A 14,336-nucleotide genomic window follows, 5' to 3' on the forward strand; every position below is an offset into this window, starting at 1 on the left:
TTCAAGGTGCAGCGGTGTTGGCTGCGCCTTGAAATACTTTGGGTATAAATATGCCCATCGCTTTTCAATGTGTCGCTGCCAGCAGCATCTTGGAAGACTCTGGGTATAGCGGGTGCTAAATGTTAAGGAGAACACCACAGCATCTCAACCAGTACTGATGAAGGAAAGAACATAGTGTCTAATCTGTATGAAACACCGCAGGCCGATATTATCGATCTCACCAATGACGAGGTGATTACGCCCGTTAAATATCCCTTGCTTGCTATCTTTACTGCTCCCCGTCGCACGGTGCTTTATATCTCTCGAGAGAAGCCAAACTATCTGTTTTACCCCATCATTATTTTATATGGACTGATCACCTCTGCTGGTATGTTGTGGGATGAAGCCTTGTTTGAGTTTGGGCTGACCGCCCGAGTTGGCGGTTGGTTGGGATACGGTACTGTCGGTAATCTAATTTATGTGTTCGCCTATGGATTATGTCTAAAGTGGGTTGGCGGCTGGTTTGGTGCCAAAACATCGGCTCGAGACATGCGTATAGCATTGGTCTGGAGTTTTGTGGTCGTGTTTCCTGTATTGTTTGCTGTTATCGCTTTTGCCGTTATTTGGGGTATTGATAGCCCTGTACCCGATGATTTTGCCCTGCATTTGTTTAATAACCCTCCCTTAGCGGTCATTGGTCTATTGGCGTACACCGCCGTATTTTTTGTCTGGTCGACGGTTGTTTGCAGTCACGCCATTGCCGAAGTCAGCGGTTTCACCAGCGCTTGGCGAGGCTTTGCTGTGTGGTTGATAGCCTTGCTGTTGTTAATGGTGATGTTGATGATTTTTGGCATGGTGGCGGCGTTAGTTATTGGCTTTGGGGCTGCTTTTCTGATGGGCTCTTCGTTATAAGCTATACCCTTCGCCTTTCAAGACGCAGCGGTGTTGGCTGCACCTTGAAATGCTTTGGGTATACGTTTTTAGGTATCGATTAGGCAACGGCTCCTTCGTGCTCCAGTAGCCATTGCTTGCGCTCCAGCCCACCGGCGTAACCCGTTAGTTTTCCATTGCTGCCGATCACTCGATGGCAGGGCACTATGATCGATATTGGGTTTTTGCCGTTAGCTGCGCCAACCGCCCGTACCGCTTTGGGTCGATCTAAGGTTTTGGCTATCTGGGCATAGGTACTGGTCTCGCCACTGGGGATCGTAAGCAGTTGAGCCCAAACCTGTTGTTGGAAATCGGTTCCCTTGAGATCCAGTGCTATGTCAAAAGTCGTGCGTTCTTGAGCAAAATACTCGCTGAGTTGTTGCTTCACTTTGGCAAATAATGGTGTCGATTTAGGCGTGTGTTTTTTGGCGTGAAAGTACAGACTACTCAAACCCTTTTCTGTCGCTGTGAGCTCGATGGTACCTATCGGTGATTCAAAGTAATCAATAAACATTGTTGTGGATAATCCTGTGTGTAAATATTGATTAAGTAGTGTTTAGTCAGTGGTTAACTGATTCCATAGCTGCATGGTTAGATAACTACCCCAGGGGGATGCTTGCTCTTCGGTGATAGCGAGCTCCTGTTGTTTTAGCGCATTTTTGACGCCCAAATCACTCATCAGCCAAATGTCGGGATTGTTCTGCCCTCTCATTTGCGCATAGTCCAGGGTCCAGGGACCAATACCCTTGAGCGCCAGCCATTGCTCACAGTTTTCGCTCTCATCTGGGTTGTCGCTAAACCACTGGGCAAAACGACGTAATGTTTGGCGACGACTGTCGGGCATTTTCAAAAAATCCAGGGATGAGGCGGCCACCGCTTCGGGGTTAGGAAACAGGCGTCGGTCATCAGACGCTAAGGGGTCTCCAAGGTGTGTCACCAAAAGAGTCACCAATTTGTGGGCTGCTTTAACGGAAACCTGCTGCCCTAGAATAGCTCTAACACCCGCTTCAAATAAACTCCAGATCCCAGGAAGACGAATACCTTCTATGTACTGGCCTGCGGGCAACAGTTTGCTGAGATGGGCATCGACTTGCTCAATATTGGCATCCAGATCAAACACTCTGCGTATGTTGTTAACAATGGCTTGCAGGTTGTCTGGCCGATCAATATGTAACTCGACTTTGACCGTTGAGCGGTCTTTTTGTGGGCGGACCGTAAAATAACCCCGTGAGTCGCCATATTGTATGGTGCGTCCATAGAACTCTGCTTCACACCATTCAAGCCCTGGAATACAGCGTCGCTGTAAAAATGCCATCATGCGTGACCAATTGAATGGGGGGCGGTAACTAAGCGTGATTTCTAGGGATTTTTCTTGAGTCGCCTTGTTCTTGCGTAAAGCCGAGGGGGCTAAGCCCAGGGTTTTTTTGAAACAGTCATTAAAGCGACGCAGGCTATTAAAGCCGCTGGCAAGGGCGATTTGAGTGATCGGCAGTTGAGTTTGATGCAGTAATTGCTTGGCAAATAAGCACTGATAATACAAAGCGTACTGCTTGGGAGAGGCTCCCAGTTTTTTTTGAAACAACTGTCTTAAATAACGTGGTGTAATTCCGAGCTTATCTGATAATTCTTCAACTGAGTGAGTTTGTAAAATACCTTGTTGAATCAAACGTTGCGCCCGATTGAAAGTGGTGTTGGTGCCATTCCAGGCTGAGGAGTTGGGAGCGCTGTCGGGACGGCAACGCAAACAAGGTCGGTAGCCCGCATTGGCTGCCTCTATCGCCGACTCATAATAGGTGACGTGTTCCTCTTTGGGGGAGGATGCTGGGCAGATTGGTCGGCAATAAATTTTAGTGGTTTTTACCGCAATAAAAAAAATGCCATCAAACCGTGCATCTCTGGATAGCCGTGCCTGCCGATATTGATTATTTGTTTGTGTATTCATGCTTCTATTGTAACGCCTGTTGCCAGTATCACTAGCCATAAACGGAACTTAATGCTGTCTTTACAAAACCTTCACAGGGTTTCACATAAGCTATGGGCTGATGTTGACTATAGGTAGAAGAAATCGATGTTGAAGTTTCAGTTCGCTGTTTTATTAATAGGATTGTTGGTGGGTTGCTCAAACTCTCACTTGGAGATTTTTCCAGAGCTAGACGATCCAGAGTTAGTTACGAAAAAAATAGAACCTGAGCTGTTAAAAGAGGATATCGATGCACTTTATTGGGGGGTGGTAGAAAGACATCCTGATCTCATGAAATATGCGAACCAAACGAGTCTTGAACAAGAAATTAAGGCACTAAAAAATCAGCTCACACAACCGCTAACCCGAGTTGAGTTTTATCGGATTATTGGACAATTGACTCACCAGTTTAATGATGGCCATTCACTCTTGCTTTGGCCTTATCAGGAGTACCAACAACTTATAAAGGAAGGCAATAAAGCTTTTCCTTTTACGACTTTTGTTGATAACCATGATCAAATGTTTATAAAGCAATCTTACGTTACAGACTCCGGTCTAAAATTACCTTCGGGTGGCCAATTGCTTTCTATCAATAAGATAGATGTAGCGTCATTGTTGGAATCGATGCAAAAATATGCGGGTGGCGAATCGGCATATCTTCGAAAACAATTTATCGCCGATAGATTGGGTATCTATCTATGGGCGGTATATAGCTTTGTGAATAAGTTTGAACTGGTTTATAAATACAAGGGAGAAATCTCTAGTTTAACACTTACTAAGGATCAGACTTGGCAGCCTACCGACAGTCAAGATATACAAGAGGACTTTTATTTCAAAGCGCTAGGTGATGGCACGGGCTATCTTTATATTGGGCACTTTGATATTGATCCTGATTCTTTCGAAGATTTGATGGATGACATTTTTGCTGAAATTAATAGGCAGAATATTCAATCACTCATTGTTGATGTTCGAGATAATACGGGAGGTAATACTGATACAGCAACTTATCTTACTCAGTATCTGGCGAATGATCGATTCCGTATGGTTTCTTCTATGAAAGAAAAGTTGAACTCTGATAATCGCGGCTGGTTGAATTACAGAGGAGAGATTGGCAAGTTAATTGAAAAAGAGTGGGTTGATTGGGTAGAGCCCATTGAAGATAATCGTTACCGTGGAGAGGTATATCTTTTAGTAAGTCCGATTACCTATTCGTCAGGTATTGTTTTTGCTTCAACAATGAAAGATCATGGGTTTGCTACCTTGATTGGTCAAGAGACGGGAGGTTATGCCAATCAGACAGCACAAGGTAATCTGTTTAATTTGCCTCACTCAGAATTAAGAGCTTATGTTGCTACCCGAATTCTAGTTCGGCCCAACGGATCTTTGTCGCCTGGGGGAGTTAAGCCACATTATCCGGTGTTGTCGACTCAAAAAACATTGTCAGATAATATCGATGTTGAAATAGAAAAAGCACTAGAACTTATTAATGCTAAAAATAGCAAATCCCAATGAATATTCTTATTATTGAAGATAATCAGTCGATAGCAGAACAGTTGATTGATTTTTTAACCAATCAATCGTTTACTGTCGATTATGCCCATAATGGGAAGCTAGGACTAAATTTAATTCGTGAACATCATTATGATGTGGTGATTCTGGATTTGACGCTTCCCGATATTGATGGCATTGAGCTGTGTCAAATGATTCATCAACAAAGCTCTCGTCGGATACCTATTTTGATGTTAACAGCCAGAGACAGTCTCAGTGATAAAATCATGGGATTCAATGCAGGAACGGATGACTACTTAACGAAGCCTTTTGAGTTTGAAGAAGTCGCTGTACGTTGCCTGGCTCTGTCTCGACGCCATCAGTTGCATAGTGACACACAGGTGCAGGTTGGAGACTTGATAATAGATAGTCAAAAACGAACAGTAACCCGAGCTTCCGTCAATATTAATCTAAGTGCTACCGATTACGACATCCTTATTAAGCTTGCACAGGCGTACCCAAGAGCGCTGAGTCGTAATGAATTGATATCTTCCATCTGGGGGGACGACTGCCCTGACAGTGATGTTTTACGTTCCCATATCTATACTTTAAGAAAAGCCATCGATAAACCTTTTTCTTATGCCATGATTAAAACGATACATGGTGTCGGCTTTCGTCTGGTAGAGTCCTGACAACTATGAGTCTGAGCATTCAACAGAGAATTATTCGCCTATTTGTTGGTTTTACCTTGTTCATTTGTTTTGCCTATAGTCTATTGTTGATGGGTTATTCTTGGATGGTTGAAGATAACGTATTTAATAGGCTGGTGGCAGAAGAAGCTGAATTTCTGGAGAGAGGTTATCGTCAGGAGGAAGAAATTAAAAGCCCTCGCTCTCCTTTTTTTAAACTCTATTCTGGTTGGAGCGATTTGCCCGTTTCTGTTTATCAACAGCATTTAAAAGATCCTGAACAAGTCGAGTTTGAGCTTGGTAACAAGCAAACGATACATGTAAAGCCGATTCATCTGGATGGGAAAACCTGGGTGCTGGTCGCTGATGTATCTAAGTTTGAAGTGGGGAAAGTTTACCTTCCATTTGTATCAGTGAGTCTTATCGTCATTATGCTAGTGATATTGCTTGCTGCTCTAGCTCTGGCTTTTATCGTAGGAAGAAAAGCGGTATCGCCTTTAAAAATACTGACTTATAAAGTTGAGAAAAGCAAAGGAGCTGTCTTAGAAAAGGGGTTTTATAAACAGTTTCCAAGTAATGAGGTTGGTTTCTTAGCTAAAAAAATAGAAGAAAGCATTTTGCATAATCAAGAGCTTTTGCAACGAGAAGCTAATTTTACCAGGGATGTCAGCCATGAGCTAAGAACACCTATCACAATTCTAAAAAATCTACTGTCAGAAATTAAACGACACCCGAACTTATCAGAAAAGCAACGGGAACAGTATTCTCTGAGCATCTCTAACATTGAACAAACAGTACAGACTTTGCTGGCTCTGGCGAGAGAAGAGTCTGCGCAAGTCGAGGTGCTAAATATATTGCATGTTCTTGAAAATTGCATCGTCGATCATTATGGTCTTATTAATCGTGATGATTTTTTATTAGATATCCATTTGCCCGATGATTTTATGGTTAAAGCCAATCTAAATTTGTTAAAAATCCTCTTCAATAATTTACTGTCAAATGCGCTTGAATACTCATCATCAGGTAGCCTCTCTATCTCATCAAACGGACTAGCCATCATTTTCAGCAATGAATCTGATATTAATGTCTCGGAACCTCTAGCATGTAACTCTAAGGCTGAAAGCAGCAAAGGAATCGGACAAGGGCTTTTTTTAGTCAAGCGTATATGTGAACTGTTCGGGTGGCAGGTTTCTACTCAGAGTGAACAAAACAACTTCTGTTTGATTATTGATACTGCTGGATAGTTATCGAACCACTTCATCTTCACAAAACTCAGAAGAGTGTGCTGATACATTAGTTATTAGCTATTAAATATTAGGAGATGATTATGCGTGTACTTTTTATTGCTTTAAGCTTTCTTATATGGGTTCCAGTAGCTAGCGCAACACCCGAAGCCAAAAAGAAAACAGTAGCTATGTTAATTTCTAGTCATGCAAAAAATAAAGAGGATAAGCTAAGTTATGACTTGGAAGAGCTTGCTCAGGCATACCTTATCTTACATGAACATGATGTTAACATAGATATTTTGAGCCCTGAGGGGGGCTCCGTTTTTGTTAAAAATAATAAAGACCATCTAGACTATATTCAGCGGTTTAAAACAAAGACCCCAGCGCTCAAGAAACTTGCGTCAACGATATCGACAAAAAAAGCAGTATTACAAAAATATGATGCTGTTTTTGTGGTGGGTGGTGATGGGGCCATGTTTGATTTACCTTTCGACAAATATACTCAGTCATTATTGAGCCACTTTGCTCAAGGTAATAAGCCTATTGCCGCAGTTTGCCATGGTCCTGCTGCGCTTATCAATGTCGCTCTGGAGAATGGTGAGTTTTTTATTAAGAATAAAAAAGTGAATGCCTTTACTAACCGTGAAGAAAAAGCCTTTGGAAGTGATGTTATAGATGCTCTTCCTTTTCTTTTAGAAGATAAGTTAAAACAAAGAGGAGCCGCTTTTGTCAGTAATGCACCGATGCTGCCTTATGTAGCTGTTGATGGCAATCTGATCACAGCACAAAACCCTGGCGCTGTCGGGCAGGCTACAGAAGCCTTAATTATGAAAATGGGTGTTGCCGTTAAACCTCGAACACTTTACAAAGATGAAGCGACTCTGATGCTAGTTTCTCAAGCGAGAAAGGCTGGTTCTTATCTTATCCATCTGGCCATGCATAAAAATCCAGGAAAGTACGATACGAACTATTTAGCCTTATATGGATTTTATGCTTATGCTTTGGCACAGACAAAAGAAGATAAGAAAACAGAGCTTGAATTAATGGAGGCCATTGCCGAATATGCTGATCACCCGGTATATATGGAAAAAATGATCGCTGCACAGTGGGAGCAGGGCGATAGAACAAAGGCTGAGAAAAATATTAAGCAACTTAAGTTAAAATTTCCCAAACATTCTGTCAGTGATAGCTTAGTTAAAATGTTAACGGATAAATAAACTCTTAATAGAGCCACTGTGATAAAGTGGCTCATTGAGTTGAGTGATAAGATTATGCGCTGGCTACTTTAACTAGCTCGCCATTGCGATAATCATTAATGGCCTGGTCGATCTCTTGACGAGTATTCATAACAAAGGGGCCCCAGTGTTGCACTTTCTCGTTGAGTGGGTTGGCTGCCAATACAAGTAGCCTGGTGCCTTGATTGCCACCTTTTAAGTTTACCCTATCACCTTCATTAAGCAGTGCCAGCTGTTGACTTAACACTTCTTGCTGTTCTACTTCTACATCGCCTTCATACACATAGATAAGCGCTGTTTTTTCTGAAGGCACTGGCAAGGTTAAGGATGCATTCGCTTCTATATGAACATCCAAATACAAAGGTTGAGTGGCATTTTTTTTGACCGCCCCGGTATAAAGCTTATCTTCCAGATCTATTTCACCTGCAATGAGCTTAATACTCGACTGACCTATCTGAACTCGTGGTATCTCTGAGGTAGGGATATCACGATAAGAAGGTGTCTGCATTTTTTCTGCTGCGGGCAAGTTAAGCCATAATTGAAACCCGCGCATTCTGCCCTCTAACTGTTGAGGCATTTCAGAATGGATCACTCCCGAAGCTGCGGTCATCCATTGCACATCACCAGCAGACAGTTCGCCTTTGTTACCCATACTGTCTTCGTGCAACATTTTGCCATCCAACATGTAGGTAATCGTTTCGAATCCACGATGAGGATGAGGTGGAAACCCTCCAATGTAATCACTGGCAGCATCCGAGTTGAACTCATCCATTAATAAGAAAGGATCGAGTTGGGCTACATGCCGAGGACTAAATACTCGACTGAGTTTTACACCATCGCCATCTGAGGCGGCTTTTGCATGGAATAGGGTGTTAACGGTGCGAATCATTGTCAGTTCCTCCTCTAGTTGATGATATTTATACCCGTCGTCTTTCAAGGTGCAGCGCTGATGTTCAAGTTGCAGCGCTGCACGCACTCACCCAATCACTTAGTAAAGCTAAGCTCAGGGGATTTGCTTACTGACCGCCTACCTGCACCATGAAAGACTTTAGGTTTAGGCGACGAGCGCGTCTATTTGCTCTCGGGCAGAAGACAGCGCTTTGTCTTTACTCTCATCACCCATGTTGAGTCCTTCGGCATAAACAAACTCAACATCGGTAATGCCAATAAAAGCTAAAAAGTTTTTAACGAAAGGTGTTTGTGTATCAAGATCAGTACCTTGATAGAGCCCACCTCGTGCAGCCATCACATAAGCCTTTTTACCTTTGAGCAGTCCTTCTGGACCTGTTTCGGTATAGCGAAAAGTCACACCTGCGCGAGCAATATGATCGAACCAGGCTTTTAAGGTAGAAGGCACACCAAAGTTATACATGGGCAAACCGATAACCAAAATGTCGGCCTCTTGAACCTCTGCTATCTGTTGATCGCTAAAACGAACCTTCTCCTGCTGGTCTGCACTACGTTCGCTTTCTGGTGTCATCAGGGCGCCCAGGTACTCCGCATCTAAATGAGGTATCGGAGTAGACGCAAAGCTTTTGTGCTGAATGGATAAGCCTGGATGTTGCTGTCTTAAACCATCTATGAACTCGCGAGAAAGCTGAGTAGAGACACCTTGGTCAGCGAACAGACTGGATTCGATATGGAGTAGTTTCATAATTTGGCCTTAGATTGTTGAAGCGTTGATAGGTATAATAGATAGAAAATTTCGATTTATAACCCCTGAAATTCGAACATTAGTATCGAATAATTCGATGGTATGGACGATGAATCCTAAAATTACTCTGGAACACTGGGCTGCCTTTGTTGCGGTTATTGATGAAGGTAGCTATTCAAAAGCGGCCATATTGCTTGGCAAGAGCCAATCGACAGTCAGCTATGCGATTTCTCGAATCGAAGAGCAACTGGGCGGTGCGGTGTTAAAAATGAAGGGCCGCAAAGCCGAATTGACGGATCTGGGTAAAGTGATGTTGCGAAAAGCACGTCGATTACTCGAAGATGCTGCGGGTATTGAGTCTTTGGCGGCTTGTCTCAATGAAGGTTGGGAATCCGAAATTACTCTGGTTATTGACGCTCTGTATCCGCTGCAAAAAGTGCTGGATGCTTTAGAGGTTTTTGCCATTCATGGTCGTAGTACTCGTGTTAAGTTGATGGAGACCTCATTGTCTGGAACCGACGAGATGCTATTTGCCGGTGAAGCCGATTTAGTATTAACGCCGCGTATACCTACTGGCTTTGTTGGGCAAAATGTGGCCGAGGCCGAGTTTGTTCCGGTTGCTCATCCGCAACATGAATTGCATCAGCTGGGGCGAGCTATTTCTATGCAGGATCTGGAGCAATATCGTCAGGTGGTATTAAGAGACACAGGCTCTCGACGTAATCAGGATGCGGGTTGGCTCAAAAGCGAACAGCGTTTGACGGTGTCGCATTTTCATACTTCTATCGAGGTGTTAAAGAGAGGCTTGGCATTTGCCTTTTTGCCGCGCTCTTATGTAGAGCAAGAGTTAGCTTTGAATAACTTGATGGTTTTGCCGCTGGAAGGTGGTGAACGTGGTAAAATCAATCTATATCTGATCAATGCTCGTGGTGAACGTAGCGGGCCTGCGACCAAACTGATGGCCAATATTTTACTTAACAAACCGATTGACCAATCACTATGAAACAACATCAAATTCTGATTATGGATTCCGGGATAGGCGGCTTAACGGTTTTTAATGCGATTAGAGAGAAGTTGCCTGAGGTGGTATGCCATTACATTGCTGATCATGCTTACTTTCCCTATGGCACCAAAACAGAAAAAGTTTTAGAAAAGCGCATGAAAGAACTGTTGCGGTGGGCACTGGATAAGCATCAACTTGATGCCGTGGTGATTGCTTGTAATTCTGCCAGTACAGCGGTTCTTGATGAATTACGGGCCGAGTTTGCTATTCCATTTATTGGCGTTGTTCCAGCTATTAAAACGGCAGCAGAACTGACCCAGAAAAAATCCATTGGACTGTTAGCAACAGAAGGAACCGTTAATCGACAGTATACCGAACAGTTGATTCAGGATTTTGCCAGAGATTGTAAGGTAACACGAGTCGCTTCAAGTGATTTGGTGCATTTGGCGGAAGAAAAAATTCAAGGAAAGCTTTCGACACTAGAACCTCTGCGCGAAATCGTATCTCCTTTGATTGCTGCAAAGGTAGACGTGGTTGTTCTAGGGTGTACACACTTTCCATGGTTTCGAGAGGAACTGAAACACATAGCACCAGATATCCAGTGGATCGATTCCGGAGAAGCGATTGCTCGTCGAGTGGAGTTTATACTTGCTGATCTAACAACGGACGAAGCGACTAAAGAAGCTACTTTTTATTCGACCAAAAAAGGTGTTACTAATCCTTTTATCGAACGTTTTTTTAACATAGAAACCTTATCGATTGATTAAACTCGCTCTTATTCCATTAAGAGCGAGCCTTATCTAAGCTATTAAAGTGCTATGGTTGGACGAGTACCTAGTCCCGGTCCATAAATGAGTGCATTTAAAAGCATTCTATTGGTTGTTTTGGTCGAGCCTCGGAAGTTAGGCTGTGCAGCAAATAAAATGACTTGCCCTGCGCCTCTTTGTTCTCGTGTCACCGCTGCGGTATTGGCAATACGCTGCGCAGCTTCTGGCCACAATAGTCCACTCATTCTAACAATAAGATCATGATCCTCTGGCAGTGTTGACCAACCGATGGCTTTGCGTTTACCCAGTACTGATTGAGCAAGCTGAATGATCTTGCCACTCTCTTTATCTTGTAAAATACCGATACGTGCAGTGGCTTCACTGGAATCGTCCGACATTAACAGTGGATTGTCGGCAAACAATAGAGGAAAGTGACGGTGAATGCCAAAGTTCATCCAGTGCTTCTGATCACTGCGAGCTGCAATCATGGCGCCAGATGGCATAAAACGTTGTTGCCATTGATCACGTTTTTCCAGTTGGTCTTTTTTAAATCGTTTTACTTCTAAATCCCAGGGATATTTCAACTCATCAGAAACAATGTGCTGATTGGTTTCTTCCATATCGATCTCGTCACTAAGTGCCAAGCGCTCTCGTTGCAGGGATATATCATAATCTTCTGCTTTATCAAGAACATCCGAAAGTTGTTTAACAGTGGTTAAGTTATTCTCTATTACATCTCTAACGGAACCATCAATAGCGACCAAGGTTCCTCCATTCTTAACCCATTGATCGATACGCTGGTAGGCGTTTTTGCTAAGTGTTTTTCCGTATTTATGAGGCAGCACCAGTACATTGTAGCGACGCAAATCCATTCCATCGACAACGCTAGAGTCGAGTCGAGAAAATCGAATACCCAAATGGCTATCAATTGAATGCCAGATAGCGCCCACATCATAAGAAGAGTAGTTATTACCAGAAAGTAAGGCAATTTGAGGACGCTTTAGGAGCCTAAAGTGTTTGCCGCCCCAATCCGGTAGATCACCTTCACCCAGACCTTTCTCAACAGAAAATAATGTAATAGAGAGTGTTTCTGATTCTTTCTGTGCAAGAGCGATCGCTTGCTGAAAATTACGATTGTCTGTCTTTGTTATGAGGATAGAACCTCGACTTAATTCGATATCACCCAGGGTTGTTTTTTTATCAAGCGCACGCAGTTGAATACCTTGTTCCATTAAGCGCGCTGCAAATCCATTAGAAGCATCGTCATCGCCTTGAACAGCAATGGCTATGGTAGATTCGGAAGCAAGTGACACTGGTGCTGTGGGTGCTGGTTTGTAAGCTTCAATTGACGACGTCAGATATTGGTTAAAGCTGACGGCCTCCAGTCCATGCATCATGGTGATGTTCCAGGCGGTTGTATCATACATAAGTGATGAACCATCGCGCAGGTTACGCTGGCGTTCTTCTACCAGTACTTCTTTTTTAATGGGAGTGTCAAACTCTAGCATTGCAGCGACTAAGCGCGCTTCGGCTTGCCTGTTGGGAATAATTAGAGTGCCTTTGGGTAATTTCCTTTTGCTTTGCTTGCGACCTAACTGATCGGTTACGTCACTCACCGCCAATTCTTTGGTCGTGACATAGAGTTCGAATCCCTGCAGTTGCATTAAATCAATAAAGTTTTTTATTCTCGAATGATTGTTACTAGGGAGAATAGCAAAACTTCTATCTGCATAAGGACCTTTACTCGAAATATTTTCTTTCTTCTCTTTAAAATAATCCAGATACATTGCCTGAGAATGCTTCTGTAACGTTTTTAAGTTAGCAAAAGTACTTACAAACTGGTGATGGACCGCTTCTTTATAAGTTTCGATGCGTCCCTCAGGTCTGCGTATACCATCTTCGGCTATGCGTGCCTGTTCATAGAGTATGTGGACCGCACCACGGAACTCTGCATAACTGGAATAGCCTGGGTACAAGTTCTCGAACCATTCGCCGGTATAGTAACGCCAACCTTCTTGATCAAAAGCTTCTGCTTGGTCGTTAGCAAATACGAGGCCCCATTGTTTTCTTGCCTTAGAAATATGAGTGTTAATAGGTTCCCTTGCTGGCGCAAAGAGATACGTATTCATCGGGCCCATTTCGTGACCATCGATCATAAGTTGAGGATGCCATTCGTTGATCATGGTGACGCGGCCACGAGTTTCTGGGTGAACACCGAGAATAAAATCGCGGTTCAAATCGAAATAATAGTGATTGGTTCGTCCATAAGGCCAGGTACCAGTATGTAATACGGATTGGTTGTCGACGTTGGCAGCAACAGAGCGGTTGATTTCTAGCTCTTGCGAAAATCGAGCGCGTCCATCGGGGTTCATCAAAGGATCAACAATGATGATTAAATCCTTGAGTAATTGTTTAATTTCGGCACTTTCGGAGGCCGCAAGATGATAGATGGCAGCAAGAGCTGCATCAGCTCCAGATGATTCATTGCCGTGGATCGAATAAGACATCCAGGCAACACCAGGGAGCTGCTTAATAATGGACTTTGCTTCGCTTTCCGTCATCTGTTTTGGATTAGAGAGTTTAGCCAGTTGAGTTTTAATTTCGTCGGCTTTAGCTAAGTTTTCTGGGCTGGATATGAGTAAATAATGCAGGGGCCGCCCTTCGTGACTGCGAGCGTATTCAAAGGCTTTAATACGATCACTTTGTTGATCCCAATGAACAACGGCCTGACTGATTTGTTCTGGCGATGCAACACGCTGACCGACTGGGAAACCTAAAATATCCTCAGGCAAAGTAATTGATTTGTTGTATTCACCAGTTAACATTTTTCCTTGGTAATTCAGTTCATCAAGCGGAGTAGGTGTTAACTTGATGGCTGCGTTTAGAGTCCCTGCCAGCAAACTTAATGCTAACGGAATCATTGTTTTTATTTTCATTGAGAGCCCCGTTTATTGACTTTAGAGTCACTATACCTTGGTTTAGCTCATTTTCACACCAGTTCACTGTAGCGTAATGCGATTTCCATTCTTTACCTAAACTTTACATACCAGCCACTAAATACCGATAAAATTAACTTTAAACGAATAAGCTGGAAACGAAATACATGGTAAAAATGATTGGGCTCATCGGCATTCTGTTGATGTCTATTATTGGTAGTATTTATTTAAAAATGAGTTTCAAGATAAGGAGGAAGAAAGTCATCAAAGTGAAAAATGTCATAAAGAAATGACACAGCTTATATCTTCAAATAATAAGTCACTCGTTTTTCCTTAGTAGACAATGAGTATCTTGAAGAGGCTCATTGCAATAATAATTTTCTAACCAAAAAGATATCGAGTTTTGTTACAACAAAGGTGTTGAACTTTATTTTTGTTGATTATTTAGGTAACAAGCATCGACTTTTTG

At 42.9% G+C, this 14,336-nt stretch carries 12 protein-coding genes; 7 read left to right on the top strand and 5 right to left on the bottom strand.

Annotated elements, in window-relative coordinates; all coding sequences use genetic code 11:
• The first annotated feature begins 174 nt into the window (after window positions 1-174).
• Window positions 175-891: a YIP1 family protein gene (locus tag NH399_RS22460; protein WP_253043451.1), complete on the top strand. Its 717-nt coding sequence runs from the start codon at window positions 175-177 to the stop codon at window positions 889-891.
• 79 nt (window positions 892-970) lie between these two features.
• Here NH399_RS22460 and NH399_RS22465 read toward each other — a convergent pair whose 3' ends face one another.
• Both NH399_RS22465 and NH399_RS22475 read right to left on the bottom strand, forming a co-directional pair.
• The gene (locus tag NH399_RS22465; RefSeq protein WP_256489776.1) at window positions 971-1,423 is read right to left on the bottom strand and encodes a methylated-DNA--[protein]-cysteine S-methyltransferase; all 453 of its coding nucleotides are present in this window, start codon (window positions 1,421-1,423) and stop codon (window positions 971-973) included.
• Window positions 1,424-1,465: 42 nt separating this feature from the next.
• Window positions 1,466-2,851 (bottom strand): AlkA N-terminal domain-containing protein, encoded by a 1,386-nt coding sequence (locus NH399_RS22475; RefSeq protein WP_253043452.1) that lies wholly within the window; start codon window positions 2,849-2,851, stop codon window positions 1,466-1,468.
• 126 nt (window positions 2,852-2,977) lie between these two features.
• On the opposite strand from NH399_RS22475, the gene NH399_RS22480 reads away from it, so the two are divergent.
• From NH399_RS22480 to NH399_RS22495, 4 genes are all read left to right on the top strand, one after another.
• Complete coding sequence (locus tag NH399_RS22480; protein WP_253043453.1) at window positions 2,978-4,381, top strand: S41 family peptidase; 1,404 nt, start codon at window positions 2,978-2,980, stop codon at window positions 4,379-4,381.
• Window positions 4,378-5,049, top strand: a complete 672-nt coding sequence (locus tag NH399_RS22485) for a response regulator transcription factor (RefSeq protein ID WP_253043454.1) — start codon at window positions 4,378-4,380, stop codon at window positions 5,047-5,049. Before NH399_RS22480 ends, NH399_RS22485 begins: the two co-directional genes overlap by 4 nt.
• A gap of 104 nt (window positions 5,050-5,153) precedes the next feature.
• Complete coding sequence (locus NH399_RS22490; protein ID WP_253043455.1) at window positions 5,154-6,290, top strand: HAMP domain-containing sensor histidine kinase; 1,137 nt, start codon at window positions 5,154-5,156, stop codon at window positions 6,288-6,290.
• An 83-nt stretch (window positions 6,291-6,373) separates the two neighbouring features.
• Window positions 6,374-7,489 carry a type 1 glutamine amidotransferase domain-containing protein gene (locus NH399_RS22495; protein WP_253043456.1) on the top strand — a complete coding sequence of 372 codons (1,116 nt, stop codon included), beginning with the start codon at window positions 6,374-6,376 and terminating at the stop codon, window positions 7,487-7,489.
• Between the two features lie 52 nt (window positions 7,490-7,541).
• On the opposite strand, the gene NH399_RS22500 is transcribed toward NH399_RS22495, so the two are convergent.
• Both NH399_RS22500 and NH399_RS22505 read right to left on the bottom strand, forming a co-directional pair.
• Entirely contained in the window at window positions 7,542-8,483 is a 942-nt protein-coding gene (locus tag NH399_RS22500; RefSeq protein WP_253043457.1) for a pirin family protein, read from the bottom strand.
• A 78-nt stretch (window positions 8,484-8,561) separates the two neighbouring features.
• Window positions 8,562-9,161: an FMN-dependent NADH-azoreductase gene (locus NH399_RS22505; protein ID WP_253043458.1), complete on the bottom strand. Its 600-nt coding sequence runs from the start codon at window positions 9,159-9,161 to the stop codon at window positions 8,562-8,564.
• A gap of 109 nt (window positions 9,162-9,270) precedes the next feature.
• Between NH399_RS22505 and NH399_RS22510 the strand changes: the two genes are divergently transcribed.
• On the top strand, window positions 9,271-10,164 hold the full coding sequence (locus NH399_RS22510) for a LysR family transcriptional regulator (RefSeq protein WP_253043459.1): 894 nt from the start codon (window positions 9,271-9,273) through the stop codon (window positions 10,162-10,164).
• Window positions 10,161-10,931, top strand: a complete 771-nt coding sequence (gene murI, locus NH399_RS22515) for a glutamate racemase (protein ID WP_253043460.1) — start codon at window positions 10,161-10,163, stop codon at window positions 10,929-10,931. Before NH399_RS22510 ends, murI begins: the two co-directional genes overlap by 4 nt.
• Before the next feature lie 41 nt (window positions 10,932-10,972).
• Here murI and NH399_RS22520 read toward each other — a convergent pair whose 3' ends face one another.
• Window positions 10,973-13,867 (bottom strand): M14 family zinc carboxypeptidase, encoded by a 2,895-nt coding sequence (locus tag NH399_RS22520; RefSeq protein ID WP_253043461.1) that lies wholly within the window; start codon window positions 13,865-13,867, stop codon window positions 10,973-10,975.
• Window positions 13,868-14,336 lie beyond the last annotated feature (469 nt).

It is taken from the genome of Pleionea sp. CnH1-48 (assembly GCF_024124665.1).
Taxonomy (GTDB): Bacteria; Pseudomonadota; Gammaproteobacteria; order Enterobacterales; family Kangiellaceae; genus JAMXSB01.

What these genes read in the sequence shown, in the direction of transcription:
- NH399_RS22465 (WP_256489776.1), bottom strand. Translation starts at nt 1,423, where the DNA reads ATGTTTATTGATTACTTTGAATCACCGATAGGTACCATCGAGCTCACA.
- NH399_RS22475 (WP_253043452.1), bottom strand. Translation starts at nt 2,851, where the DNA reads ATGAATACACAAACAAATAATCAATATCGGCAGGCACGGCTATCCAGA.
- NH399_RS22480 (WP_253043453.1), top strand. Translation starts at nt 2,978, where the DNA reads ATGTTGAAGTTTCAGTTCGCTGTTTTATTAATAGGATTGTTGGTGGGT.
- NH399_RS22485 (WP_253043454.1), top strand. Translation starts at nt 4,378, where the DNA reads ATGAATATTCTTATTATTGAAGATAATCAGTCGATAGCAGAACAGTTG.
- NH399_RS22490 (WP_253043455.1), top strand. Translation starts at nt 5,154, where the DNA reads ATGGTTGAAGATAACGTATTTAATAGGCTGGTGGCAGAAGAAGCTGAA.
- NH399_RS22495 (WP_253043456.1), top strand. Translation starts at nt 6,374, where the DNA reads ATGCGTGTACTTTTTATTGCTTTAAGCTTTCTTATATGGGTTCCAGTA.
- NH399_RS22505 (WP_253043458.1), bottom strand. Translation starts at nt 9,161, where the DNA reads ATGAAACTACTCCATATCGAATCCAGTCTGTTCGCTGACCAAGGTGTC.
- NH399_RS22510 (WP_253043459.1), top strand. Translation starts at nt 9,271, where the DNA reads ATGAATCCTAAAATTACTCTGGAACACTGGGCTGCCTTTGTTGCGGTT.
- murI (WP_253043460.1), top strand. Translation starts at nt 10,161, where the DNA reads ATGAAACAACATCAAATTCTGATTATGGATTCCGGGATAGGCGGCTTA.
- NH399_RS22520 (WP_253043461.1), bottom strand. Translation starts at nt 13,867, where the DNA reads ATGAAAATAAAAACAATGATTCCGTTAGCATTAAGTTTGCTGGCAGGG.